Below are 23,931 nucleotides of genomic sequence, written 5' to 3' on the forward strand. Positions count from 1 at the left end.
CGCATGGATCGGCCCAACTACATCACCCCGGCAGGCTATACGGTGCTGCGCGAGGAATATGAGCTGTTGCTCGGCAGCGAGCGGCCGAAGCTCGTCGAGGTGATTTCCTGGGCGGCGGGCAATGGCGACCGGTCGGAGAATGGCGACTATATCTATGGGCGCAAGCGGCTGCGCGAGATCGACCGGCGGCTCGGCTGGCTGTCGCGGCGGATGAAGGCGGCCAAGGTGGTCGATCCCGCCGTGCAGGAGGACCGCAGCCGCGTCTGGTTCGGCGCGTGCGTGACGGTGGCGGACGAGGAGGATGTCGAACGCGTGCTCACGCTGGTCGGCGATGACGAGACCGATGCAGGCAATGGGCGGATCGGCTGGAATTCGCCGTTCGCCCGCGCGCTGCGGGGTGCCGCGATCGGTGATGTCCGCCGCGTCGACCTGCCAGCAGGCGAGCGCGAATATGAGGTCGTGGCGATCGCCTATCCCTGACCTCGCATCGCTGAACGGTCCGTTTCCATCCGGCGCGTTGACGCAGGCACGCGCGCATAGGACGTAGCGGGACCGCAACGACGTTCAGGATGATCCCATGCCGATACCCGCCACCTGGTCCCCCCGCCTGCTCAGCGTGATGCGCATCGTCGTGGCGCTGGTGTTTTTCAGCCACGGTATTTCCAAGTTCTTCGGGCTGCCGCCCTTCCCGATGGCGATGACCCCGTTGCTCTACGTCGCGGGCATCATCGAGGTCGTGGGCGGCGCGTTGCTGATCGTCGGGCTGTTCACGCGGCCGGTGGCGTTCCTGCTGTCGGGCATGTCGGCGGCGGCCTATTTCCTTGCGCACGCACCGCAGGGGCCCTTCCCGATCGCCAATGGCGGCGAGGCGGCGGTGCTCTATTGTTTCGTGTTCCTCTACCTCGCCGCAGCGGGCGGCGGCGCGTGGAGCGTGGACGCGGGGCGCGGGCGCGGCTAATCCCAGCGGTATGGCCGATACCACAACACGCAACGTCGCCCTTCTCATCGACGCCGACAACGCCTCGTCGGCGACGCTCGACCCGGTGCTGACCGTTCTTGCCGAGCTCGGGACGGTCAACGTCCGGCGCGTCTATGGCAACTGGTCCAAGCCCGCGCTGAAAGGCTGGCGCGACATGTCGATCAAGCACGGCATCGAGCCGCAGCAGCAGTTCGACCTGACCAAGGGCAAGAACGCGACCGACATGAAGATGACGATCGACGCGATGGACCTGCTGTTCCGCGGCCGGATCGACGGGTTCGGGATCATGTCGTCGGACAGCGACTTCATGCCGCTGGCGATGCGGATCCGCCAGGACGGCGTGCCGGTCTATGGCTTTGGCACCAGCCGCACACCCGAGGGGTTCCGCCAGGCGTGCACGCGCTTCATCGACGTCAGCGCGCTCGACGACGAATCCGAGCCGATGCCGCTGTCGCTGCCGCCCGCGATCGGTGGCGAGAAGGCCCCTGCCCCCGCCGCGCCCGCCGCACGCCGATCGCGCGGCGGCGAACCGATCGGGTCGGACCTGATCAAGCTGCTGATCGACGCGTACAACGCGGGCAAGCGCGACGAGAAGGGCTATCAGAGCCTGACAGAACTGGGCCAACGCGCGGGCAACCGGTCGAGCTTCGATGCGCGCAACTATGGCTTCAACCATCTGTCCGAGCTGATCGAGGCGGTGCCCAATTTCCAGACCGAACGCCGTGACGGCGGTCGGATCTACGTCAAGCGGGTGCGCTGAACGGGGGCACCGGTCGCTCAGTCGAGACCGGTGCAGTCGCCGCCAAGCTTCGTCCCGCCCCGCGCGGCGAAGCTGCCCAGTTCACGCGCGTCGCGTTTCGCGATCAGCGTGGTGGTGCTCGGCTTGCCATCCTTGAGAACTGCGACGGTCCAGGCGTCGACGGGCCCGGTCGGTGTCGCGACGCTCTGGCTACCGGTGACGGTCAGCGTGAAGCGGCCGATCCCGCCGTCATACTGGTAGAAGGGCAGCGAGAAGCTCTTGCCCATCGCGAGCGGCAACGCGCCGAACGTCACGCCCCAGAGATTGCCCTCCCAGATGGGGTCAGCCACCGCAACGTCAATCGGCGTGACGACGGCCTTGTCGGTCTTCGTTCCGACGATGCGACCGGGGGTGTAGCGCAGCGCGACATGCTCGACCCCGCTCCGGCTGTTGTCGAAGGTGATCGGCGTCAGATCGTCGCGGTTCAAGACGAAGTGATCGCGCATCGCGAAATTCGCCATCGGCACGCGCTGATGCACGACGATGTCCCAGGCGGGGCGACCGTCGATGCGGATGGCGCGGATGATTTGGCGGGTTGCGCCGATGACGGTCTGGTCGGCTCCGGCGGCCTGCGTGCCTGCTGGGGAGCCGGGGCGGTAGATCGCGAAACACTGGTCGATCGGCTTGACCCTGTCGCCCTGCGGCGCGGTCACCGCAGCCGCTGCGGCCGCTAGCATCATCAGCATGTCCATCATCCCCACCCCGTCATTGTGGGAGAGGTGTGCTACGGACATCATACACGCGTCAAGCGATCAGTCCGGGAGCACGATCCTGGGGTCGGGGATGTCGAGGACCGCACAGGTGCCGCGCGCGGCATTCTCGATGGCGATCGTGCCGCGCAACTGCCGGGCAAGGCTGCCGATCATCCGCATGCCGAGGCTTTTGCGCGAGGCGGCCTTGAGGTCGAAATCGGCGGGCAGCCCGACGCCGTCGTCGGACACGGTCAGCAGGATCCGGCCGTCGGCGTTGCGAATCGTCACCGCTATGACGCCGCCACCCTCGCCGTAAGCATATTTGATCGCGTTGGTGACGAGCTCGGTGACGAGCAGGCCGAGCGGGATCGCGGTATCCGCGCTGATCCGGATCGCGTCGATGTCGCAGTCGATCCGGTGCAGCGGCGCCTGTTCTGCCAGCCCGGTCGCGATCCCGCAGACCAGGTCGTCGAGCGCGACGATCCCGACCTGTTCGCCGCGCCAGAGCTGGTCGTGCGTCTGTGCGATCGCGGTGATGCGCGCCTGCGCGTCGCCGAGCAGCCGCGTGATGCGCGGGTCGTCATCCTCCTGCATCTGGAGGTTGAGCATCGCCGAGACGAGCGCGAGGCTGTTCTTGACGCGGTGGCTTGCCTCGCGCGTGAGCAGCTCCTGATGCTCCATCGCGTCGCTCAGGCGCTGTTCGGCCTGCTGCCGCTCGATCGCGACGCCGATCAGATTGGCGAACCCCTGCATGAAGGCGAGGTCGGCGGGCTCGAACTTGCCCTCGTCGGGACTGTCGACCTCGAGCACGCCGAAGCGCTTGCCCGACGTCTCGACCAGCACGTTGATCGCGCGGCGGATATGGTGCTCGGCCATGAAGGCGGGCGTACGGAACCGCTCCTCATTCTCGAGATGGTTGGAGATCACCGGCTGGCCGGTCTCGAGCGCGAAGCCCGCGGGCGAGGCGAGATCGGTCCGCATCTCGGCCGATCCGACCACGCCCGGCGCCCAGCCGATCCCCGCGCGCACGAACAGGCTGTCCTGCTCGGGGCGATATTCGAGGAACTTGCAGTATTTCGAACGCATCCCTTCGCCGCACAATTCGGTGGCGCGCTGGAGCATAGGCTCGAGATCCCGCGCGCGCAGCGCCTCGATCCCGAAATCGGCCAGTATCGATTGCTGGCGAAGCCGGTATTGCAGCTCCCCCGCACCCGGGGGGGCATCTCCACCGGGGGAGTGTTCGATAACTGTCACGCCTGCTCCGTTCGTGGGGACCAATATGTCTCCTACCGACCCCGGTTAGGGGATCAACATGGCGCTTGCGTGGCAGGCACCAGCTCGGTCCTACACCGCCCTCGTCATCCTGACGAAAGTCAGGATCCAGGGTTACGGGCGGCCCGCCTCTTGGCTCTGGATCCTGACTTTCGTCAGGATGACGGGGTTGATGGGGGGGGGCGCCGCAGCCCGGAAACATGGGCCGCGGCGGGTCTCAGACGCTCAGCGCGTGAGCTTCTTGTACGCCAGACGCGTCGGGCGGTCGGCGGCGTCGCCAAGGCGACGGCGCTTGTCCTCCTCGTAGGATGCGTAATTGCCCTCGAACCACTCGACATGGCTGTCGCCTTCGAAAGCGAGGATGTGCGTGGCGAGGCGATCGAGGAAGAAGCGGTCATGGCTGATGACCACCGCACAGCCTGCAAACGTCTCGAGCGCCTCCTCGAGCGCACGCAGCGTCTCGACGTCGAGATCGTTGGTCGGCTCGTCGAGCAGGAGAACGTTGCCACCCTCCTTGAGCATCTTGGCCATGTGGACGCGGTTGCGCTCGCCGCCCGACAGCTGGCCGACCTTCTTCTGCTGATCCTGCCCGCGGAAGTTGAACGCGCCGACATACGCCCGCGTGCCCATTTCCTGCTTGCCGAAGCGGAAGATCTCGAGCTCGTCGGAGATTTCCTGCCAGACGTTCTTGTTCGGATCGAGATCGTCGCGGCTCTGGTCGACATAGCCGAGCTTGACGGTCGAGCCGACCTCGATCGTGCCCGTGTCCGGGGTTTCCTGACCGGTGATGAGCTTGAACAGCGTCGACTTGCCCGCGCCGTTGGGGCCGATCACGCCGACGATGCCGCCCGGGGGCAGCGTGAAGTCGAGCCCGTCGAACAGCAGCTTGTCGCCGTACGACTTGGTCAGGCCCTTCGCCTCGATCACCTTGCCGCCGAGACGCGACGGCAGCTGGATCAGGATCGCGGCCTTGCCGGCGACGCGGTTCTCCTGCTTCTCCATCAGCTCGTCGAACGCGCGGATACGGGCCTTGGACTTGGTCTGGCGCGCCTTGGGGGTCTGGCGCATCCACGCCAGCTCGTCGGCGATCGCCTTCTGCTTGCCGGCCTCTTCGCGCTCTTCCTGGCTGAGGCGCTGGGCCTTCTTCTCCAGGTAGCCCGAATAGTTGCTCTCATAGGTGTAGTAGCGGCCGCGATCGAGCTCGAGCACCCAGTTTACGACGTTGTCGAGGAAGTAGCGGTCATGCGTCACGAGGATGACGTTGCCGGTATATTCCTTGAGGTAGTTTTCGAGCCACGACACGCTCTCGGCGTCGAGATGGTTGGTCGGCTCGTCGAGCAGCAGGATCTGCGGCTTCTCCAGCAGCAGCTTGCAGAGCGCGACGCGGCGCTTCTCGCCGCCCGAGAGATTCTCGACCGACGCGTCGCCCGGCGGGCAGCGCAGAGCCTCCATCGCCTGTTCGAGCTGGCTGTCGAGCGCCCAGCCGTCGACTGCGTCGATCTTGGCCTGGAGATCGCCCATCTCCTCCATCAGCGCGTCGAAATCGGTGTCGTCGTTCGGATCGCCCATCTCGGCGGAGATCGCGTTGAACCGGTCGACGAGGTCGGCGACGGGGCGGACGCCGTCCTTGACGTTGCCCATCACGTCCTTGGTCGGATCGAGCTGAGGCTCCTGCGCGAGATAGCCGACATTGACGCCCTCGGCCGCCCAGGCCTCGCCGGTGAAGTCGGGATCCATGCCCGCCATGATCTTCATCAGCGTCGACTTGCCCGACCCGTTGGGGCCGATGATCGCGATCTTGGCGGACGGAATGAACTGGAGGTGGATGTTGTTGAGGACGGGCTTTGCGGCACCGGGGAAGGTCTTGGTCAGACCCTTCATGACGTAGGTATACTGGACGGCCATGTGGGTGCCGAGCTCCATGCTTGAATGAGGCGGGATTTGACGTGCGCAGATAGCGATGCGGCGGGCCGTTGGCAAACGGGGAGCGGCGACATAGGCTGTCGCGGATGATGAAGCACACGCTCGCGGTATTGGCCGCCTCCACCCTGTCCGTTCCTCTCATGGCACAGCGGACCGCACCACCCGCCCCTGCCCCGGTCGATGCGAAGGTCGCAGCACTCCGCGATGCCGCGCTCAAGGACGAGGTCGCCTATGACATCGTCGAGGGGATGACGACCGAGATCGGACCGCGGCTGGCGGGGACCGAGGCGGAGGCGCGTGCACGCGCATGGTCGGTGACGAAGCTGAAGGCGCTGGGGTTCAAGAACGTGCGGATCGAGCCGTACCAGATGCCCGTCTGGGTGCGCGGCGTCGAGACGGGGTCGATCCTCGCCCCCTTCCCGCAGGCGCTGAAGCTCACCGCGCTCGGCAATTCGGGCGCGACGCCGGTCGGCGGGCTCACCGCGCAGGTGGTGGTGTTCAAGACCTATGGCGACCTGGCGGCGGCGCCTGCGGGGAGCCTTGCCGGCAAGATCGCCTATGTCGGCAACGCGATGGAGCCGACGCAGGACGGGTCGAGCTATGGCGCGTTCGGACCCGCACGGTTCGTGGGGCCGGCGATGGCGGCGAGCAAGGGTGCGGCGGCGATCGTGATCCGCTCGATCGGTACCGATCATCACCGCAATCCGCATACCGGCACGACCAACTTCCCCGAGGGCGTCACGCCGATCCCGTCGGCAGCGCTGTCGGTGCCCGATGCCGAGCTGATCGAACGGATCGCGACGCGCGGCAAGCCGATCACGATGACGCTCGTCCTGACCCCGCGGATGACGGGCACGCACGAATCGGGGAACGTGATCGCCGAAGTGCCGGGGACCGATCCCAAGGCGGGGATCGTGCTGGTCGGCGGGCATCTCGACAGCTGGGATCTCGGCACGGGCGCGATCGACGATGCGAGCGGCGTGGCGATCGCCGCGGCAGCGGCCAAGCGCATCCTCGACGGCCCGCGCCCGCGGCGCACGATCCGCGTCGTCTGGTTCGGTGCCGAAGAAGTCGGCGGCTTTGGCGGCAAGGCCTATGCCGAGGCGCACAGGACCGAGCGTCACGCGACCGCGGGCGAATCCGATTTCGGCGCGGATCGCGTCTGGCGGTTCGAGACCAACCTGCCCGACAGCGCGAAGCCGGTCGCCGATCGCCTCGCCTCCGCGCTCGCCCCGCTCGGCATCGCGCGCGGCGCAGGCGTCGGCGGTGACGGCACCGATGTCGGCCCGACCATGGCGCTCGGCGTCGCGGCGATCGACCTCAACCAGTCGGGCACGCGCTATTTCGACACACACCACACGCCCGACGATACGCTCGACCGGGTCGATCCCGAGCAGCTTCGCCAGAACGTCGCGGCCTGGACGACGATGCTCGCGATCGTGGCCAATGCGCCCGAGGAAATCGGCTCGGTCGTGCCAAGAAAGTGACCAGTTGCGGCAACCCGCCCGTCATCGGACTGTCGCAAAGCTTGCTGGGCGATGAATTTAGCGGATTGACCGCCGGTCGGGGGCCGCTATTTGACGGGGCTTCGCGACGGCAATCGGGTCGGCCGCGAGTGAAACTATGCTTGGGAGCATTCGAATGAAGAAGATCGTTCTGATCGCTGCTGCCGCCGGCCTGATGTCCGTCGCAGCCTGCAGCAAGTCGCCAGAAGCCGCCGCAGTTGAGAACAACGCGGACATGCTGGCTGACAACATGGAAATGCAGGCTGACAACATGGACGCCATGGCGGACAACACCTCGAACGCTGTCGCAACCGACGTGCTCGAGAACGCAGCCGACAACATGAACGCAGCAGCAGACAACGTCCGCGATGCTGCCGACGAGAAGACCGACAACATGAACTAAGACTGTGTCGGGCGCTTGTGCTCGACAACGTTTTGGAGTCGGAAAGGGCGTTCCTTCGGGAGCGCCCTTTTTCTTTGGCACCCTTTTTCTTTGGAAACGCTTGCGCTAACGCAGGCGGCGGTGGGGCCTGTAGCTCAACGGTTAGAGCTGGCCGCTCATAACGGCTAGGTTGCGGGTTCGATTCCTGCCGGGCCCACCAATTTCTCCGATCATCACTACCTTACGTCGTCAGGAATGCGGAGAACCGCGTGGTATGTGGGGGTCTTTCTTCTCACACGTTCCATACGGCGAGCTGAGAGTGCGGTGCATTTGGGGGGATATTTGGGGGTATTTTTCAAATGGAAGTTTCTGCCCCCCAGATGTCATGACTCGGCCCGGATTTCTGCGGCTTGCGGAGCCGCTCCGGCTTCGGCGGAAGCACCTGGTTTGAGGGTGTCGATGATCATGCTGGGCGGCCTTGCGACGATGATCGCGGCAATGCCCGCCGCAGCGCACGCCGCGGTGCAAGTCGCGGCGAACCGCGATTGACGAACCGCTTTAGATCGGCGGCGTTACGCCCTATCATCGTAGAGAGGCTAGCGAGGCTCCTGCCTGGCTCTTTGGCGAGCTCGGCAGTCGAACTCGCGGCGTTTGCATTCTCATTGGGCGCATCCAAACAACGAATCAGGGTAGCGCCCGAGCTATACTGCTCCTTTTTTGTTCTCAACCTGCCTGCCATCGCCGGGCGGAACGAGGCACGGGATAGTTCGGAAAACCTCGTAACTCGGGGGGGTTTGAATGTCGCTGGAAGAACAGTGTGCCCGTCAACAACTATTGAAGATTTAGGTCATTCTTCTTGTCTTGTTAACCAAGTTTGAGCAGGGCCTATTGCACGCTTTTACCGTGGAAAATGCCCCCGGATGCAAACGATCCGGCCGCGCGACTTCATGACGCTCATCGCACCCCGCTCACGATGCACGATTGTCCCGAAACCACACAATTGTTGGGTGGTGGCCGTTTTCAGGCAATTGCATAACTCTATGGCCCCCTTTACTTTTTCTCCAAGGAACACGTAAAAAGGGACCACCATGAAGCGTTTACTTCTTTCGACAATGGCATTCGTATCCGCATTCGCGATGGCCCCAGCGGCTCACGCAGTTAACTTCACTCCGAACGACCCGGAGTTCACCGTCAGCGGCGATATAAAGAATGGTACCGTTTCGGCAGATTTCGGCCGGGCGGGCATCAAGCGTGGTGCATTCACGGATACTTTCAATTTCATCATCGATCAGGCCGGTCTGGCTAGCGGTACGCTCAGCACGAGCACGACGCGGTTCTTCAGCCCGACCGATCTTGATATCCTGTCGGTGTTCATCAACGGCTTCGCAGCATCGAAGACTGTTGTCGGCAAGGCCGAGTTTTTCGAGATCAACAACGTGGCGATCGCAAAAGGTGCGACGAACCAGATCGTCGTGAACGGCCTCTCGCGTGGTAACGGCTCCTATGCCGGCACCGCGACCTTTGAGCCGACGGCAGCAGTTCCCGAGGCAGGTACCTGGGCAATCATGCTGTTCGGTATCGGCGGTATCGGCTCGTCGATGCGCGTTCGTCGTCGCCAGGCGAAGATCGCATTCGCCTAAGCACATTTCACAGCCGGTCCCAGTGTCCAGCTGTGTGACGGCAGCCGTCAACCTTTCGAGGTTGGCGGCTGTTTTTATTTCAATCCAGCGCGATTGCGGCTGCGGAGGGATTGATGTGGCGCGACGACCGCCGTTGACCGACACCGAAGCGTACGGTCAGGCGCGCACTGGTCGAAGTCGACTTCCTTATGCCGTCCACAGCCACGGATCAGATCCATGGTCCGGATACCCAGGGACCGCATGGGTCGTGTTTAAGTGGTCAAACGTCGACGGAGTGACAATGCAGAAAATCCAATAAGAGCCGCGCTCAGCGAGACCGTCAACGGTTGCGTAGACACACCAGCAGTCCGCCCAACCCTGCGCTGTCTCTGACATCACTGCCCCGAGCGCTGACCCCTCGTGTTTTTTGGGAAGCCGCCGCGCAGCAGGATAGCGAAATCGGTCGGTGCCAGAGTGTGACGGCCCCTTTCAACAGCATTGTGCGGCGACTGCGTCGATCCGGCGCATATACCGTAGTCGGCAATGCGCGGGCAGCATTGGCATCAAGAATTTTCAGTTAATCCACTTTAACCGCATGGAGTTGCAATTACTAAACAGATTCAATGCATAAATCCCCTTGTCGAAAGACAAGCACTTTCAAATCTGGGGGTTCAAATGCGCTACTGGCCAATCGGCAAGCCCATTCGGGGTTAACTTTGCCATCAGCTTGGGGGTCACTATTGGCATAATTGCCGCATACTGCAGGATCCAAAGCAATGCATTAGTATGCCAATGATGACCCTTACAACGGCTGAAGTTAAAAATGCCCGGCTTTCCGAGCCGGGCATTTTTTGTGTTCACGACCGCGTCATATCCTTTGCCGGAATCTAATCGGTGCATGTGCGAAAAAGCAAGGCCAAGAGGTTTCACTGCTTTTTGCATAGCGGTGTGCGCAGTCTTAAACCGCCCGCCTACCAGATAGCCAATTAAAGGCGTTCGTTACGCCGAACTTCTGCGACGGCCCTTCGTTGATCGCATCGACTTTCCGAACGAGGACACGAGCAAGAGCAACCGGCGCATGGAGTGCATGCTGTGCGCGCCTGGCGTAGCGGTTGAGCTGCGCTTCGAGCCGAGCAACCCATACGACGAGAACGCCGTTGCCATATTTGGCGAGCGCGGCACCCAGCTTGGCTATGTCAGCGCAGAGCGCGCGCCGCTGATCGGCAAGCGGATAGCGGAAGGCGAGGCGATCGCCGACTTTCAGACGATGCACGGAAGCGGGGTGCCTACCCTGCCCGACCCGGTCCCCGATGCTTTGAAGCGCCCACTTTCCCGCCAGGCTCGGCCGGAGCAGCGATCGGTCTACGATCCCCACGCCTTTTACCCGACAAGGAAGGCCCCGAATTCGGCGCTTAACATCGGGCTTGCGGCCCGGTTTGACCAATACGAAGCTTAGCAAGTTCGTCCCGTCCTATGATCGACTGCTAGGGCAAACGCTGGGGCTGACGAACGCGGCACGATCGCTAAGGCCCGCGAAGATAGATTTGGGAAACGGAACGCCCTCAAAGCAATGCGTGCCGCACTGCTCGAGATGGTGCCTGAATCGCACTCTGGTTACCGAACTTCCGATCCAGCTGAACTGTCCGCAGACACTGCAAACACGTTCAACCCTGGCAAGATAGCGCCAGCGGCCGCGCAAGAGCGGTAGGCGTCATTCTCGGCATGGTGAAGTGCATCGGCTAAGAAAGAGGCCACAAGCGGATTGTTAGATACGTCGGCGACGTGAAGCGCCCAAGCGATCGCGGAACGCAAGATTTCTGCGTCGTGTCCAAAGGGCGTGTTCATGGGGCGGCTTGTTACAAAGCGAATTCTTGGGAGCCAAGCCCGCGTTCGGCATACAAGGTTAAGATCAACCTAGGTTACTTTCCGTCAGGACCCAAGCCAGCCTGACTGAACCCGCTGCCAGCTATACTGGTGAGCAAGGATCTGAATAGGGCACCTGACCGATCGCGTCACGCTGTTGCCGGCGTGCCGAGGTGCACCCAGCGAGCAACTGATCGGATAGGACTGATGCCGCTTCAATGTCGAGCGTGACAGCAACGCCCGGCCCATCAATCAGCACCCTCCCCTCGTTCGCTGAGACGTTCAGAATTTCCGGACGCAAAGTACGCAGCATGCCAATTCTCCCGTAGAACAATCAGCGACCAGTGGCGGCACATCGTTCCGTGTATTGATCCACGGCAGGACGATACTCAGTGACCGAGATCGCTCGCCTCCTGTTGAGGGAGGCGGTGAGTTTGGCGCGGAGCAGCGCGCTAGCTAGGTCAGAAAACATCAGTCCCAGTGACGCTCTTGCATACGAAGGTCGATCGTATACTTTCGGTCGAATTGCAGGAGTCGAATGATGAAATATCGCGTTGCAGTTGCGCTGATCCTCACCCCCATTGGCGTAAAGGCGCAAACGTCAGAAGCCCCTGCCACGGCCGTAGCGACGCCAGCCAAAGAGAAGAAGATCTGCCGGTCAATGACGCCGACGGGCTCATTCATGGCCACGCGCGTCTGCAATTCGGCTGCAGCGTGGCGCAAGTTTGATGGGCTTACTGCTGACGGCGCGCAGCAGACCCGGGATGTGTATCGAATGACCACGACCGGTGTGCCGCACTGAGTTAGATGCAGCGGCGATTTCCTGCAATGCCCGCCGCCTGGCAGTGGAATCGGATGCCGCAATCTGATTGAGCGCCGAAAGAAGCCGCTCATTGCGCGCGCACAACGCCGCTTTCGTCATGCTGGCACGGAGCGGCGGCTTCCCGACAGTTCGGCCGCGCACAACCATGTCAGTCATGTTTTCCTCGTGGGTTCCCGCCACCAAATGCGCAGGGTTGCAGCAGATCGCGCGGTCGCAGGTGTGACGGATAACGCGTTCGCCTGGGTCTTCGCCGTTAACTATTGCCGATGCCACCCGGTTTGATCGGCGGATCCTGCCGCCTCCCACCGTCGTCTGACCGTACAGCCCTTTACCGCCGCGGCATGCTGTCCAATCCCAACACTCGCCTTCACCGCGGCGGGCGACGTTAGACCAGAACCGGGCAATGATAGCCGGCCCCCGGATTGGATCCGCGAGGTAAGGCCATATAGGCTTGATCCCGAACCGGGGCTTAAACGGCGCCGTCGCGGCTATCTCGACGCTCATGAAATACACCCCACTGCTCGTGGGGGTTTCTTGGGGGTATAATGCCCGCCGCCACGGGCTTTGTAAGGGCGTCAGTTCGATAGTTGCCGGGCCCACCAATTTCCAAAATCACAGCCTCCATATCGCCGCAATAAGTCGCAGCAATGCGCCACATCTCCGCGTTTTTCTTGTCAGGCGTTTCATAACTATTCGTCGCAGATCAGGCATTCCGGGGGCGGCTCAGGGGGTATTTCGGATTACCCTCGCCTACTATCCCCGCAGAGCCATCCGAGCATGCAGCTGGCGATTTCCAAACCTTCCGGCCGCAGCCGCACCTGATGCGCGGCAACGCCTTGTCTCGCGCGAGCTGACAGGATCCGGAGGCTCTCGCGGTGACCAAGGATCGCGCGCGCCCAGTGCCCGCTCGTCGGCGTTGAGGACGATCGCGCGGTGGCGGCGTTCCTCTGCTGGCAGGCGTCGCGGCGGGCCGCGAGTGACGGACTGGTTCAGCTAGGCGGCGTTTCGCCCTATCATCGTAGGGAGGCTAGCGAGGCTCCTGCCTGCTCTTTCGCGTGCTCGGGCAGTCGATCTTGTGGGGATTACATTCTTATTGAACGCATCCGGGCAGCGAATCAGGATCGCACCTGAACTCCATCGTGCCGTTTTTGTTCTCAATCGGTTTGCAACTGCCCGCCGGCCGCGAGCGCAGGAAGATTAGGACAATCGAGCAGCTCGGGGGGCCTCGACGTCACCCGGTGGCCAGCCTAGCCCGTCGTCAAATAAATGACTGTTGGGTCACTCTTCGTGTCTTGTTAACCATACAAAAACAGGACTTATTGCGCGCTATGACGGTGCGAAACGCGCCGCGGAGCAGAGGGTGTTTCAATGGTAATGATCCTGGTGGGCTGGGCCGGCTCTTCCGTCGCAGCGTTTCTCGTACTCGGGTACGCCGCTCACAAGCTCAAGCACGTATGAAGCACTGACTGGGCTAGGATCCACACGCGTTCTATCCGGACGAGGACGGGCTCGACCGGGGAGCCGACCGGGCGCGTCGAGCGACTGACGAAGGGCCGACTTGCACCTACCGAGCAGTTGATCGGAAGAAGCGGACGCCGCCTCTATGTCGCGCGTGACGGCAAGGCCGGGTCCGGCGATGAGCACCCTCCCTTCCTTCGCCGAGACGTTCAGAGCTTCAGACTGCGCCTTCGACTGCATGGCCAAACGCGATGCGATTTCTGGTCATCGATCACGATCATGCGTGTCCGATGGCGCTTCTCATCCGTAGATCATGAGGCGCGGCGACCGCCGCCAGTCGCGACACCGCATCCGTCACGATCGGGCCGGAGAACTTCCGTCGGGAAGTGGAGCACCTGCACCTTTCCCGATCGGTAGGGGAACCTGGACCACTTCCGCGGCTTGCTCAGGGAAATTCGCATCAAATAACCGACGAATCCAAGGATATGCGGAGGTCTCCTATAATCCAATTGGAGTAGTGCGTCTTAAGCCATTAGGATTATCGTCGAGAACTACGGATTATGATAAGGAAAGAATGGCGACGCTGGTTGCCGACTTTCGAGGATAGTCCCATGATAAACAAGGCAATCATAGTTGGAATGCTTGGATTGACGGCAATTTGTGCGACACCCGCTGCAGCTGTATCAATCATGGATCCGACCGACGACTTCATTCCGTCATATACTGCGGGTCCGCGTTTTGCAGATCTCGACGTCACAGGCTTTTCGGTCAACTACGACGGTATGTCGCAATTGTTCACGCTAGGCGCCACTTTCGCCGGGGATATCGATCCGCAGACGGCGGGTCTGTACATTTTTGGCGTCAACACCGGTACAGGCATCGCCAGGCCTTTTGCCTCGATCGGTCAACCCGATGTGATCTTCAATCAAGCCATCGTGATACAGAAGAACGGCACCGGATCGGTTGGTCCAAATGCCTTGGACCCAACTGGTATTGCCATCGCTGGAAACATGCTGACAGCGCGGGTTCCGCTCGCCTTGCTGCCGAGCACGGGCTTTGGGCCAACGCAATATGGGTTTAATCTCTGGCCCCGAAACGGTGTGGGTAACGTCAACCAGATTACGGATTTTGCACCTGAGAATGCGACCGTTTCGATCGGCGCGGTTCCAGAGCCGGCAACGTGGCTCATGATGCTCGTCGGCTTCGGGGGAGTTGGCTTCAGCCTCCGCCGGCGCATCGGTAAAGTCGTCACAGGTACTGTTTACGCCTGATCTCGATGGCAGTTCATCCCAGATAGAGCCGCCGCCCTTCAATGGTCGGCGGCTTTTCAGTCCAGCGTCATCTGCGTCTGATTTCTGACCCCAGAATGAGGGCATCGAGGATCCTGCAGCTTGCTGAACTATATAATCGCCGAAGGGGTGCCTAGTGCGACAATATGCTCGACGGCGTCCTCGGTAATTTCCTGGGCACCCTCCAGCCCGAATTCGCCAAGATAGGACCAGGCAACCCACCCGACATATCTCGGCAGGCCCGGAATGGCGAGGCCGACGGATCGGCCGATCGTCACGCCATAATCCGCTTTCACCCTAAAACCACGCGTGGAGACGCCCATCACGGTCGCGGGTATCATTTCGCCCAGAGGGGTGATCAGAAGCGCCCCCAGGTTGACGAGATGCCGGGATGCGCAACGACGTTCTATCAGCGCCGGAGAGATATCGCTCGCGATTTTGCGATAGATATTCATCTGGAAGCTCGTCCGGGCAGTCTGCATCGTTGCGCACACGTGGCAATCACGGTCGCTGGCTTTGCATCGACGACTGGACTTCCTTATCGCCTTCGCGATCGACGTCGGCCTGCTTGCTTATGGCGTGGACAATCGCCTCTGCTTCCTTCTTCAACGCGATGATCCGCGCCCTGTCGTCGTCCGTGACGAAGTCACGGGGTTTTTCATCGAAGACGCACAGCGCCCCGAGTACGGTGCCGTCTTTGTCGCACAGAGGCGCACCGATATAGAATTGAATGCCCTCGATCGTGTCGACGAAGGGGTTACCGGCGAAACGCTCGTCTGCGCCCGCGTCCGGAACGATCGTCAGTTCGTCGGGGGATAGAATGGCATGCGCACAGAAGGACGTAGACCTCTTATAGATGCCGGCCTCGAAACCCGCTGCGGACAATACGTAAGTCGAGTCCTGATAGACGATGGTGATGGCGGCGGACTTTGCTTTCAGGGTATCGCGGACAGCATCCAAGATCGGCCGGAATCTGCCGACATGCGGACTTGCGATGAGATTGCTTGTCGCAATGGCCCTTTCGCGCTCGCGTTCATTTTCCGGCTTATCCGCCATGATGTAGAACGAGATCGACATATCATATCCTAGCCCTATGTGCCCAATCGAGCAGATAGGGAGCCTAAGCATCCGTTTGCCCGGCCTGTGACGATATAAAGCAATAGCTAACAAAGGGTTGGCATCACCGCCCGCCCTATCGAACGGCACCCTCCCCTTGTCTCCCCCGACGTTCAGCGGGCGATCCAGGCGGTGATTCCGGCGAGGCTGCGGAAGTCGTCGACTGCGCGGACGTCGAGTGTCGGATAGGCGGCGCGGACCATGTCGGCAAGCGCGGTGCCGGGGCCGAGTTCGAGCAGGCGGTCGACGCCGCGTTCGACCAGTGCCTCGAGCGTGGCGGCCCAGTCGATCGTCGTGTCGAGCTGTGCCGCAAGTCCTGCGATGCCGGCGGCGCCGCGGACGATCGTGGCATCGGTCGCGCCGATCAGCGTGCGACCCCGGATCGGCCGTGCGGGCTGGGCTTCGAGCAGCGCGGCGTGGAACGGGGCGACCGCAGCGGACAGGCGACGGGTGTGCGACGCGACGCGGACCGCGATCGGGCGGGCGGTTGCTGCACCCTCCGCCAGAGCCGCGTCGCAACAGGCCGCGACCTGCGCGCGGGTGCCGCCGATCACGAACAGCAGACCGGGATTGACGATCGCGATGCCGCAGTCGAACCGCGCGACCAGCGCCTCGACCGCCGCGCGCGGCAGGCCGCGGACGAAGCCGAGGCCATCCTCCGCACCGCCTGCCGCGTCCATCGCCGTCGCCCTCGCCGCGGTGAGCCGCAGCGTGGCGGCAGGCGACCACAGGCCGGCAATGCCCCAGGCGGTCATCTCGCCGACGCTATACCCCGCGACCAGCGCCGGACCGATTGGTTCGAGACAGGTCGCCGCCGCCAGCCCGCGCGCGACGCACAGGATCTGGCTCGTCGCATTGGCGTGGAGCCGGTCGTCCGCGGCGGTCCGGACGAGCTGATGGACGTTCTGTCCGAGGATCGCGGTGGCCGCGGCCAGGATCGGTGCGGCGGCGGGCTCGTCGACGAACAGGTCGAACATCGCGCGGTCCTGCCGCCCCTGCCCCGAACAGAGCAGCGCGAGCGTCACGCTTCGTGCGCCGCGACGAAGAACGTCATCGCGAGCAGGTCCGCACAGCCCCCCGGACTGAGCCGCCGGGCGACGAAGCCGTGATGGACCGCGATCGCGCGGGCGCGCCAGTCCTCCGCGGCGATGCCGCCGGCTGCGAGGAAGGCGCGGGCCTCGTCTTGCGCGAAGGCCAGGCCGGCGGGGCCGCCGCGATAGAGGAGATTGGTGTCCTCGACGCCGACGATCAGCGTCATCAGGACCTGCACCGCCTGCGCGTTCCGGTCGTCGGGCCGCAGGCGCCGCGCGGTGGCGAGCGCGGGCAAGGCGGTGGCGTAGAGCGCGGGGAAGCCGGCGGCGGCCTCGGCGCGTGCGCCGCCCGCGGCATGGCGGCGCGCGACCGTGGTGCCATGGCTGTGCAGCGCGACGGGCCCGCGCAGGATCTCCGCGCCCCAGTGCTGCGCGACGATCGTCCCGAGCGGTGCGGCGATGCCATAGCGCGCGCGGAACCCCGTAGCGGCGCAGAGCAGGCCCATGCCGAAGATCGCGCCGCGGTGCGTGTTGACCCCGCCCGTCGCGACCATCATCGCCGCCTCCGCCGCGATCCCGATCGCGCGCAGCCGGTCCATCCCCGCCCCCGCGGCGCCCGCCTGGGCCAGCGCCGCGAGATAGGGGGCGAGTGCGTCGGCGCTGCGGTTCATCATCACCGCATCCATGTCGTCATGCGCGCCCGGATCCACCGGGCTGACGAGGCCGGGCTTGGGATAGGTCGCGATCTCACGCCTGAGGCACAGAGCGGCGGCGTGGCCGATCGCGTCGGCGTCGACCGCAGGTGTCGCCGCGACGAGCGCGGTCATGCGAACACCGACGCGCGCGGGGTCACGCCGTTCGAGTGCGCCGCCTTGACGAGCAGATCGGGTGCGTCTGACGCCCATTCGCGCCACTGCACCGCATGCCCTTGTGGGGTGAGCAATTCGCCGTCGATCCGCATCGGTACGCTCGCTCCGATGGTCAGAAGCGCGCGGGCACGTGCGGTCGCGGTGCGCTGGTCCGCCACCGTCCAGAGCAGGTCGAGATCCGAACCCGGCGACAGATAGGCCAGCCCTGTCAGATGCGCCCAGGCGAGGCTGCCGAAACAGCGCGTGTCCGGGTCCAGCGTGACGAGCGCGGCGATGCTGTCCTGCCAGGCGGGGGGTGCCGCCGCCGCCGCATCACGCAGCAGCGGCGGCGGGGCGTCGGCCCGGATCGCGTCGGGGGGCACGGCAAAGGCGAGCCGCTGCTTGCCGATCGACGGCGGCAGCGGCAACCCCAGTGGGACCAGGCACGGGAGTTCGCCGACGACCGGCCGCCGCGCGATCAGGGGGCGGTCGTCCCTGGCCCAATCGGCCAGCAGCGCCGGGGCGTTGGCGAGCCCGTGCGCGGCGAGGATGGCGGGCCAGCGCTGCGGGTCGATCCAGACCAGCCGGTGTCGGTCGAACCGCATCAGCGTCGCGCCGCCATATCCACCTCGTCCGCGATCGCCGCGGCCTTGGGCCGGCCCTGACGCTCGGCCCCGAGCGTCGCGCGCGCATCGTGATCGCGCGGCGTGGCGAGCAGCGTCGCGAGCTGATCCGCCAGGCTGCGCTGCGGATCCCAGATCTCGGCGACTCCCCCGACGCTGACCAGATTATCGAGGCCGGGGGCGAAGACGGGGGTCGTCTTCGCCTTGTCCTCGAGCAGATCGATCGACAGCTTGGTGACGCGCGCCATCGAGGCGAGGTCCATGACTTCGGGATGCGCGCCGGGCAGCGCGACGAGCGTGTCGCAGGCGAGCGCGGTGGCGATGAACGCGCCGGCCGCGCTGCCGCCATAGAGCAGGCCGATCGTGCGGTGGCCGCGCGCCTCGGCGAGGAGCAGCGACTTGGCGAGGTGCGCGAGATATTCGCTGAGGCCGAGCAGTTCGTCGCGCCGGCTCATCCGCTGGCTCGCGCTGTCGACGAAGAAGAGGATCGGCGCTCCGTCGTCGCTGCGCGCGATCGCGAGCACCGCGGCGGACAGGCGGATCGCCTGGTCGATGCCGATCGGCGCGCGGGCGGTGGCGCCGATGACATGCACGACCCGTCCGTCGGGCGACGTGCCGCGACCGAACAGCAGGTCGCCCTCCGCGGTGACCGCATGGCCGGCCGGAAACAGCGAATCGAGGATCTCAGCGGGCGTCATCGGCGCTCTCCCGGTACTGGGCGGCTAGGGTCGCGAAGGCGGCGGAAGGCATGTCGGGGATCGCTTGCGGGTCGTCGATGCCCAGCATGCGCCAGATGTCGGTGGCGTCGGCGGCGTCGGCGGCGTCGCCGAACCGGGCGATGCGGCGTTCGAGGCGGTCCTGCTCCGCGTCCAGAGTGGCCAGATCGAGACCGGGTCGCTCCCCTCTCCCGACCGGGAGGGGGGAGGCGTCCCGGACGGAACCCGCCTTGGCTGGTCGCCCGAGCGCCGCGAGCATCGCCGCGCGGAACGCCGCCGCATCGTCGTCGACGAACAGGTCCGCGCCGCCGATCAGCGTCCGGTGCTTGCCGCCCATCGTCCGCCAGACCAGGGCGCGGTCGCGCGAGTCGAATTCCTCGACGCCCTTGTTGGTCTCGATCACCTCGGGGCCGGTGACGCTGATCCGGCCCTGTTCGGATATGATCAGCGTCGAGCAGCAGCCGGCGATCAGCCCGCCGCCGCCATAGCAGCCCGCGCGGCCGCCGATCAGTCCGACGACGCGCACGCCCGCGATCCGCGCTTCGGTAACGGCGCGCATGATCTCGGCGATCGCGATCTCGCCGGCATTGGCCTCCTGCAGACGCACGCCGCCGGTGTCGAACGCGATCACGACATCGCGGTTAAGGGCTTTGGCGGCGCGGAGCAGGCCGGTGAGCTTGGCGCCGTGGACCTCGCCGAACGCGCCGCCCATGAAGCGGCCCTCCTGCGCGGCGATCAGGATCGGCGTGCCGTCGACCGTCGCGGCGCCGACGACGATGCCGTCGTCAAACTGCGCGGGCAGGTCGAAGATGCCGAGATGCGGGCTGGTCTCGCGCCGCTCGGGGCCGACATATTCGGTGAAGCTGCCGGCATCGACCAGCGCCGCGATCCGCTCGCGCGCGCCTGCCTCGTACCAGCTTTGATGAAGGTTGCTCATGCTTCGGGCTCCTCGATCATGCGGACGGCCTGGGCGAGGCGCAGCGACACGGTATCGGGTCGCGCGCCGCCATCGTTGATCGCGATCCGCAGGCCGCCGGCGGCGCGCCGGCCGACGAAATCGGCGACCACCGCGTCCCACAGGTCGCGAAAGCCGTGCGCTGCGGTGCTGATCTCGATCGCGCACCGATCGGCCGCGTCGCCGCGCTCGACCAGCACTTCCAGATTGCCCGACGCGACCACGCCGACCAGCGCCATCGCGCGCGTGCCGCCCGCGGGCACGGGCGCGGCGATATCGAAATGCAGGATTTCCATGCTGTATCCCCTACCAGTTCCGGAACCGGCTCGGCGGCCGGTAGAGCCCGCCCGAGGCGAGCATCAGGTCCTTGATCGAACGCGCGGCCAGCATGTTGCGGTTTGCGTCGAGCGGGTCGATGCCAAGATCCTCGGGCCGCTGGATGATCTTCCGCTCGCGCAGCCGTTCGACCATCGCCCTGTCGCGGCCACGGCCTATCTCGGTGAAGCCCGCCACGCCGCGGATCGCCTGTTCGCGCTCGTCCGCATTGCGGCACAGCAGCAGGTTGGCGATGCCCTCTTCGGTGACGATGTGCGTGGTGTCGTCGGCATAGACCATGATCGGTGCGAGATCGAGATCGAGCTTCTCCGCCAGTTCGAGCGCGCCGAGCTTTTCGACGAACAGCGGCGCGTTGCCCTCACCGAACGTCTCGCCGATCTGGACGACGAGTTTGCGGCCGCGCCGCAGCGGTGCCGCGGTATCGGGATCCGCCTCCGCGCCGGCCTGCAACCACGGTGCGCTCGGATGACGCCGGCCACGCACGTCCGAGCCCATGTTGGGCGCGCCGCCAAAGCCGGCGATGCGGTTCGCGGTGATCGTCGAACTGTGCCCGGCAAGATCGATCTGCAGCGTCGAGCCGATGAACATGTCGCAGGCATACAGCCCTGCGGTCTGGCTGAAGGCGCGGTTCGAGCGGAGCGAGCCGTCGGGGCCGGTGAAGAAGATGTCGGGCCGCGCGGCGAGATAATCCTCCATCCCGACTTCGGAGCCGAAGCAATGGACCTGCTCGACCCAGCCCGCCTCGATCGCGGGGATCAGCGTCGGATGCGGGTTGAGCGCCCAGTGCGTGCAGATCTTGCCCTTCAGCCCGAGCTTCTCGCCATAGGTCGGCAGCAACAGCTCGATCGCCGCGGTGTTGAAGCCGATGCCGTGGTTCAACCGGCGCACGCCGTAAGGCTGATACAGCCCCTTGATCGCCAGCATCGCGGTGAGGATCTGAGTCTCGGTCATCGCCGCGGGGTCGCGCGTGAACAGCGGCTCGACATAGAAGGGGCGCCCTGCGTCGAGCACGAAATGGACCTGGTCGCCGGGGATGTCGACGCGCGGCAGCGTATCGACGATCTCGCCGACCTGCGCGACCACGAGGCCGCTGCCGAAGCTCGTCGCCTCGACCACGGTCGGCGTGTCCTCTGTATTGGGGCCGGTATACAGATTGCCGTGACGGTCCGCGCTGACCGCGGCGATCAGCGCGACCTGCGGCGTCAGATCGACGAAATAACGCGCGAACAGTTCGAGATAGGTGTGGATCGCGCCGAGCTCGATCTTGCCGCCGAACAGCATCTTCGCGATCCGTGCCGATTGCGGGCCGGAGTAGGAGAAATCTAGCCGCTTCGCGATGCCGCTGTCGAACACGTCGAGATGCTCGGGCAGGACGACGCCCGACTGGACCATGTGCAGGTCGTGGATCCGTTCGGGATCCATCGCCGCCAGCCCCCGGGCCAGCACGTCCGCCTGTTTCTGGTTGTCGCCCTCGAGGCAGACCCGGTCACCGGGCCTGAGCACCGCTTCGAGAAAGTCGACGAGCGTTTCGGGATCGACCAGCTTGCCGGTGGCAAAGCCCCGACCCGCCGCGATCCGCTCCTCGCGCATTTGCTTGCGCGTATTCCATTGCCGCACCGCATCGCCTCCTGACGCTTATTCAGGCTACCTTGTATTCGCTATTGCTCGAAACGCAACCCTGTGCATACTTGATGACGTATAAGACGCCAGATCGAATACATTGAGAGGATATGCCATGAGCGAGTCCCTACCCATTGCCGCCACAGATGCGGGACGCGGCGCATGATCGCCGGAGTAGCACTACTCGCGATCTGTACGCTGATCGGGCAAGTGCTCGGCGAAGGCCTCGGCGTGCTGCTCGGCGTGAAGGCCAATGTCGGCGGGGTCGGCATCGCGATGATCCTGCTGATCGCCGCGCGGATGTGGCTGAAGACCCGAGGCCGCTACAATGAGGGCGTATCGCGCGGGATCGGCTTCTGGGGTGCGCTGTATATTCCGATCGTCGTCGCGATGGCGGCGCAGCAGGACGTCGTCGCCGCGGTCGAGGGCGGTCCGATCGTGCTGATCGCGGGTGTCGGCGCGCTGCTGCTGTGCTTCAGCGCGGTCGCGATCATCAGCCGGATGTCGGGCACGCCCGAGACGATGGACGAGATCGAGGCGCGCGAGTCGCGTGAAGCCGAGATGGCGATCGCCGCCGGATCCCCCGCCCCGATCACCCCGCGCTATGGACCGAACGCATGGAAATGATCACCAAGGTCCTGACCGCCAATGCGCTGCTCACCGCGTTCGCGGTCGTCGGCATCGTCATGTGGCTGTCGAACATCCTGTCCGCCAAGCTGACGATGGGCCGGGTCCACGGCTCGGCGATCGCGATCCTGATCGGGCTCGCGCTCGCCTTCTGGGGCGGGATCGCGACGGGCGGGCACAAGGGGCTCGCCGATCTGCCGATGCTCGCCGGAATCGGGCTGATGGGCGGCGCGATGCTGCGCGACTTTGCGATCGTCGCCACCGCGTGCGAGGTCGATGTGGAACAGGCGAAGAAGGCGGGGCTGATCGGCGTCGTCGCGCTGCTGCTCGGCACGATCCTGCCGTTCATCGTCGGCGCGCTGGTCGCGGCGTCGTTCGGCTATACCGATGCGGTGTCGATGACGACGATCGGCGCGGGCGCGGTGACCTATATCGTCGGTCCGGTCACGGGTGCGGCGATCGGCGCGAGCTCGCCCGTCATCGCGCTGTCGATCGCGACGGGCGTGTTCAAGGCGGTGATGGTGATGGTCGGCACGCCCTTGGTCGCCGGGCTGATCGGGCTCAACAACCCGCGCAGCGCGATGGTGTTCGGCGGGCTGATGGGGACGGTCAGCGGCGTGTCAGGCGGGCTTGCCGCGACCGATCGCCGGCTCGTACCTTATGGCGCCTTGACCGCGACCTTCCATACCGGGCTAGGGTGCCTAGTGGCGCCGTCGATCCTCTATCTGATCGTCCGCGCGATCGTGGGGGGCTGACAGCGTGGCGGATATCGAGAGCGAAGACACGGGGCTGCTGTCCGACCGGATCCGCAACGCGCTGACCGATGCAATCTCGTCGGGCGAGCTCGCGCCGGGCACGATGCTCGACGAACAGCAGCTGGCTGACCGCTACGGCGCCTCGCGTACTCCGGTCCGCGAGGCGCTGCGGCAACTGGCGACCAGCGGGATGGTCGAGGTCCGCCCGCGCCGCGGCGTCATCGTCCGCCACGTCACCGCCGAGGAGGTGATGGACATGTTCGAGACGATGGCGGAGCTCGAGGCGGTGTGCGTCCGGCTCGCCACCTACCGGATCACGCCGCTCGAACGCAGCCGTCTGTTGCGGGTGCATGAGGCGAGCGAAGCGGCGGTCGTGGCCGGCGATGTCGACGCCTATGACGCGCTCAACCGTGAGTTCCACGAGGCGATCTACCGCGCGGCGCACAATGATTTCCTCGCCGACCAGGCGATCGCGGTGCGGACGCGGCTCAACGCCTTCCGCCGGATGCAGCTGCGCCAGGACCGCCGCCTCGCCAGCTCGCGCGCAGAGCATGACGCGGTGATGCGCGCGATCGCCGAGGGCGATGGCGACGAGGCGGCGCGGCGGATGCGCGCGCACATGCTCAACGCCGCGAGCGCGCTCGACAGCTATATCTCGCACCAGGACGCCGCGCACGCCAAGCTGGCGGGATGATTGCGG

At 64.8% G+C, this 23,931-nt stretch carries 25 protein-coding genes and 1 tRNA gene; 13 read left to right on the forward strand and 13 right to left on the reverse strand.

What is annotated here, in order from left to right; translation table 11 throughout:
- Positions 1–3: 3 nt before the first annotated feature.
- From greB to FHY04_RS11540, 3 genes are all read left to right on the forward strand, one after another.
- On the forward strand, positions 4–480 hold the full coding sequence (gene greB, locus FHY04_RS11530) for a transcription elongation factor GreB (RefSeq protein ID WP_183936505.1): 477 nt from the start codon (positions 4–6) through the stop codon (positions 478–480).
- Between the two features lie 97 nt (positions 481–577).
- Positions 578–958, forward strand: coding sequence for a DoxX family protein (locus tag FHY04_RS11535; RefSeq protein ID WP_031394250.1), 381 nt, complete (start codon positions 578–580; stop codon positions 956–958).
- Positions 959–968: 10 nt separating this feature from the next.
- Positions 969–1,739, forward strand: coding sequence for an NYN domain-containing protein (locus FHY04_RS11540; RefSeq protein WP_031439510.1), 771 nt, complete (start codon positions 969–971; stop codon positions 1,737–1,739).
- A 17-nt stretch (positions 1,740–1,756) separates the two neighbouring features.
- Here FHY04_RS11540 and FHY04_RS11545 read toward each other — a convergent pair whose 3' ends face one another.
- The 3 genes from FHY04_RS11545 to ettA all read right to left on the reverse strand — a co-directional run bounded on the left by FHY04_RS11545 (position 1,757) and on the right by ettA (position 5,647).
- Positions 1,757–2,464 carry a hypothetical protein gene (locus FHY04_RS11545; RefSeq protein ID WP_183936506.1) on the reverse strand — a complete coding sequence of 236 codons (708 nt, stop codon included), beginning with the start codon at positions 2,462–2,464 and terminating at the stop codon, positions 1,757–1,759.
- A 66-nt stretch (positions 2,465–2,530) separates the two neighbouring features.
- On the reverse strand, positions 2,531–3,724 hold the full coding sequence (locus FHY04_RS11550) for a sensor histidine kinase (RefSeq protein WP_235188280.1): 1,194 nt from the start codon (positions 3,722–3,724) through the stop codon (positions 2,531–2,533).
- A gap of 243 nt (positions 3,725–3,967) precedes the next feature.
- Positions 3,968–5,647 (reverse strand): energy-dependent translational throttle protein EttA, encoded by a 1,680-nt coding sequence (gene ettA, locus FHY04_RS11555; RefSeq protein WP_183936677.1) that lies wholly within the window; start codon positions 5,645–5,647, stop codon positions 3,968–3,970.
- Between the two features lie 104 nt (positions 5,648–5,751).
- Between ettA and FHY04_RS11560 the strand changes: the two genes are divergently transcribed.
- The 5 genes from FHY04_RS11560 to FHY04_RS11585 all read left to right on the forward strand — a co-directional run bounded on the left by FHY04_RS11560 (position 5,752) and on the right by FHY04_RS11585 (position 10,627).
- Positions 5,752–7,152 (forward strand): M20/M25/M40 family metallo-hydrolase, encoded by a 1,401-nt coding sequence (locus FHY04_RS11560; protein WP_183936507.1) that lies wholly within the window; start codon positions 5,752–5,754, stop codon positions 7,150–7,152.
- Positions 7,153–7,306: 154 nt separating this feature from the next.
- Entirely contained in the window at positions 7,307–7,573 is a 267-nt protein-coding gene (locus FHY04_RS11565) for a hypothetical protein (RefSeq protein ID WP_031393308.1), read from the forward strand.
- A gap of 123 nt (positions 7,574–7,696) precedes the next feature.
- Positions 7,697–7,772: transfer RNA gene (locus FHY04_RS11570), tRNA-Ile, on the forward strand.
- A gap of 868 nt (positions 7,773–8,640) precedes the next feature.
- Positions 8,641–9,192, forward strand: coding sequence for an FxDxF family PEP-CTERM protein (locus FHY04_RS11575; RefSeq protein ID WP_107045822.1), 552 nt, complete (start codon positions 8,641–8,643; stop codon positions 9,190–9,192).
- Between the two features lie 1,057 nt (positions 9,193–10,249).
- On the forward strand, positions 10,250–10,627 hold the full coding sequence (locus FHY04_RS11585) for an HIRAN domain-containing protein (RefSeq protein ID WP_183936509.1): 378 nt from the start codon (positions 10,250–10,252) through the stop codon (positions 10,625–10,627).
- 510 nt (positions 10,628–11,137) lie between these two features.
- On the opposite strand, the gene FHY04_RS11590 is transcribed toward FHY04_RS11585, so the two are convergent.
- Positions 11,138–11,347 (reverse strand): hypothetical protein, encoded by a 210-nt coding sequence (locus FHY04_RS11590; RefSeq protein WP_183936510.1) that lies wholly within the window; start codon positions 11,345–11,347, stop codon positions 11,138–11,140.
- 228 nt (positions 11,348–11,575) lie between these two features.
- Between FHY04_RS11590 and FHY04_RS22290 the strand changes: the two genes are divergently transcribed.
- Together FHY04_RS22290 and FHY04_RS22575 are read left to right on the forward strand one after the other, a co-directional pair.
- Entirely contained in the window at positions 11,576–11,836 is a 261-nt protein-coding gene (locus FHY04_RS22290; protein WP_221211751.1) for a hypothetical protein, read from the forward strand.
- A 2,090-nt stretch (positions 11,837–13,926) separates the two neighbouring features.
- Positions 13,927–14,586, forward strand: coding sequence for a PEPxxWA-CTERM sorting domain-containing protein (locus tag FHY04_RS22575; protein WP_260171469.1), 660 nt, complete (start codon positions 13,927–13,929; stop codon positions 14,584–14,586).
- Between the two features lie 128 nt (positions 14,587–14,714).
- Here the strand turns inward: FHY04_RS22575 and FHY04_RS11605 are convergent, their stop codons facing one another.
- The 9 genes from FHY04_RS11605 to mdcA all read right to left on the reverse strand — a co-directional run bounded on the left by FHY04_RS11605 (position 14,715) and on the right by mdcA (position 21,846).
- Positions 14,715–15,059: a hypothetical protein gene (locus FHY04_RS11605; RefSeq protein WP_183936512.1), complete on the reverse strand. Its 345-nt coding sequence runs from the start codon at positions 15,057–15,059 to the stop codon at positions 14,715–14,717.
- Positions 15,060–15,105: 46 nt separating this feature from the next.
- Positions 15,106–15,681, reverse strand: coding sequence for a GAF domain-containing protein (locus tag FHY04_RS11610; protein WP_208403727.1), 576 nt, complete (start codon positions 15,679–15,681; stop codon positions 15,106–15,108).
- Positions 15,682–15,833: 152 nt separating this feature from the next.
- Positions 15,834–16,745: an acyltransferase domain-containing protein gene (locus tag FHY04_RS11615; protein WP_183936513.1), complete on the reverse strand. Its 912-nt coding sequence runs from the start codon at positions 16,743–16,745 to the stop codon at positions 15,834–15,836.
- Entirely contained in the window at positions 16,742–17,578 is an 837-nt protein-coding gene (gene mdcB / locus FHY04_RS11620; protein ID WP_183936514.1) for a triphosphoribosyl-dephospho-CoA synthase MdcB, read from the reverse strand. The genes FHY04_RS11615 and mdcB overlap by 4 nt, the downstream gene beginning before the upstream one ends.
- Positions 17,575–18,204 carry a malonate decarboxylase holo-[acyl-carrier-protein] synthase gene (mdcG, locus tag FHY04_RS11625; RefSeq protein ID WP_183936515.1) on the reverse strand — a complete coding sequence of 210 codons (630 nt, stop codon included), beginning with the start codon at positions 18,202–18,204 and terminating at the stop codon, positions 17,575–17,577. The genes mdcB and mdcG overlap by 4 nt, the downstream gene beginning before the upstream one ends.
- Positions 18,204–18,920, reverse strand: a complete 717-nt coding sequence (locus tag FHY04_RS11630) for a biotin-independent malonate decarboxylase subunit gamma (protein ID WP_183936516.1) — start codon at positions 18,918–18,920, stop codon at positions 18,204–18,206. The genes mdcG and FHY04_RS11630 overlap by 1 nt, the downstream gene beginning before the upstream one ends.
- Complete coding sequence (locus FHY04_RS11635; protein ID WP_183936517.1) at positions 18,907–19,875, reverse strand: biotin-independent malonate decarboxylase subunit beta; 969 nt, start codon at positions 19,873–19,875, stop codon at positions 18,907–18,909. Before FHY04_RS11635 ends, FHY04_RS11630 begins: the two co-directional genes overlap by 14 nt.
- Positions 19,872–20,189, reverse strand: a complete 318-nt coding sequence (gene mdcC / locus FHY04_RS11640; RefSeq protein ID WP_159510555.1) for a malonate decarboxylase acyl carrier protein — start codon at positions 20,187–20,189, stop codon at positions 19,872–19,874. The genes FHY04_RS11635 and mdcC overlap by 4 nt, the downstream gene beginning before the upstream one ends.
- 10 nt (positions 20,190–20,199) lie before the next feature.
- Positions 20,200–21,846: a malonate decarboxylase subunit alpha gene (gene mdcA / locus FHY04_RS11645; protein ID WP_183936518.1), complete on the reverse strand. Its 1,647-nt coding sequence runs from the start codon at positions 21,844–21,846 to the stop codon at positions 20,200–20,202.
- Between the two features lie 165 nt (positions 21,847–22,011).
- Here mdcA and madL point away from each other — a divergent pair, with 165 nt between their 5' ends.
- From madL to FHY04_RS11660, 3 genes are read left to right on the forward strand one after another with little or no spacing between them, the layout of a single operon-like run.
- Positions 22,012–22,476, forward strand: coding sequence for a malonate transporter subunit MadL (gene madL, locus FHY04_RS11650; RefSeq protein WP_183936519.1), 465 nt, complete (start codon positions 22,012–22,014; stop codon positions 22,474–22,476).
- Positions 22,467–23,231: a malonate transporter subunit MadM gene (madM, locus tag FHY04_RS11655; protein ID WP_056022622.1), complete on the forward strand. Its 765-nt coding sequence runs from the start codon at positions 22,467–22,469 to the stop codon at positions 23,229–23,231. The genes madL and madM overlap by 10 nt, the downstream gene beginning before the upstream one ends.
- Positions 23,232–23,235: 4 nt before the next feature.
- Positions 23,236–23,925 carry a GntR family transcriptional regulator gene (locus FHY04_RS11660; RefSeq protein ID WP_183936520.1) on the forward strand — a complete coding sequence of 230 codons (690 nt, stop codon included), beginning with the start codon at positions 23,236–23,238 and terminating at the stop codon, positions 23,923–23,925.
- Positions 23,926–23,931 lie beyond the last annotated feature (6 nt).

Origin of the sequence: Sphingomonas sp. BK481 (assembly GCF_014194875.1) — a bacterium.
Classification (GTDB): Bacteria; Pseudomonadota; Alphaproteobacteria; order Sphingomonadales; family Sphingomonadaceae; genus Sphingomonas; species Sphingomonas aerolata.

What these genes read in the sequence shown, in the direction of transcription:
- ettA (WP_183936677.1), bottom strand. Translation starts at nt 5,647, where the DNA reads ATGGCCGTCCAGTATACCTACGTCATGAAGGGTCTGACCAAGACCTTC.
- FHY04_RS11565 (WP_031393308.1), top strand. Translation starts at nt 7,307, where the DNA reads ATGAAGAAGATCGTTCTGATCGCTGCTGCCGCCGGCCTGATGTCCGTC.
- FHY04_RS11535 (WP_031394250.1), top strand. Translation starts at nt 578, where the DNA reads ATGCCGATACCCGCCACCTGGTCCCCCCGCCTGCTCAGCGTGATGCGC.
- FHY04_RS11585 (WP_183936509.1), top strand. Translation starts at nt 10,250, where the DNA reads ATGGAGTGCATGCTGTGCGCGCCTGGCGTAGCGGTTGAGCTGCGCTTC.
- FHY04_RS11605 (WP_183936512.1), bottom strand. Translation starts at nt 15,059, where the DNA reads ATGAATATCTATCGCAAAATCGCGAGCGATATCTCTCCGGCGCTGATA.
- greB (WP_183936505.1), top strand. Translation starts at nt 4, where the DNA reads ATGGATCGGCCCAACTACATCACCCCGGCAGGCTATACGGTGCTGCGC.
- FHY04_RS11590 (WP_183936510.1), bottom strand. Translation starts at nt 11,347, where the DNA reads ATGCTGCGTACTTTGCGTCCGGAAATTCTGAACGTCTCAGCGAACGAG.
- mdcB (WP_183936514.1), bottom strand. Translation starts at nt 17,578, where the DNA reads ATGACCGCGCTCGTCGCGGCGACACCTGCGGTCGACGCCGACGCGATC.
- FHY04_RS11575 (WP_107045822.1), top strand. Translation starts at nt 8,641, where the DNA reads ATGAAGCGTTTACTTCTTTCGACAATGGCATTCGTATCCGCATTCGCG.
- FHY04_RS22290 (WP_221211751.1), top strand. Translation starts at nt 11,576, where the DNA reads ATGAAATATCGCGTTGCAGTTGCGCTGATCCTCACCCCCATTGGCGTA.
- FHY04_RS11610 (WP_208403727.1), bottom strand. Translation starts at nt 15,681, where the DNA reads ATGTCGATCTCGTTCTACATCATGGCGGATAAGCCGGAAAATGAACGC.
- FHY04_RS11540 (WP_031439510.1), top strand. Translation starts at nt 969, where the DNA reads ATGGCCGATACCACAACACGCAACGTCGCCCTTCTCATCGACGCCGAC.
- madL (WP_183936519.1), top strand. Translation starts at nt 22,012, where the DNA reads ATGATCGCCGGAGTAGCACTACTCGCGATCTGTACGCTGATCGGGCAA.
- FHY04_RS11630 (WP_183936516.1), bottom strand. Translation starts at nt 18,920, where the DNA reads ATGACGCCCGCTGAGATCCTCGATTCGCTGTTTCCGGCCGGCCATGCG.
- FHY04_RS11560 (WP_183936507.1), top strand. Translation starts at nt 5,752, where the DNA reads ATGATGAAGCACACGCTCGCGGTATTGGCCGCCTCCACCCTGTCCGTT.
- FHY04_RS11635 (WP_183936517.1), bottom strand. Translation starts at nt 19,875, where the DNA reads ATGAGCAACCTTCATCAAAGCTGGTACGAGGCAGGCGCGCGCGAGCGG.
- madM (WP_056022622.1), top strand. Translation starts at nt 22,467, where the DNA reads ATGGAAATGATCACCAAGGTCCTGACCGCCAATGCGCTGCTCACCGCG.
- mdcC (WP_159510555.1), bottom strand. Translation starts at nt 20,189, where the DNA reads ATGGAAATCCTGCATTTCGATATCGCCGCGCCCGTGCCCGCGGGCGGC.
- mdcG (WP_183936515.1), bottom strand. Translation starts at nt 18,204, where the DNA reads ATGCGGTTCGACCGACACCGGCTGGTCTGGATCGACCCGCAGCGCTGG.
- FHY04_RS22575 (WP_260171469.1), top strand. Translation starts at nt 13,927, where the DNA reads ATGATAAACAAGGCAATCATAGTTGGAATGCTTGGATTGACGGCAATT.
- FHY04_RS11545 (WP_183936506.1), bottom strand. Translation starts at nt 2,464, where the DNA reads ATGCTGATGATGCTAGCGGCCGCAGCGGCTGCGGTGACCGCGCCGCAG.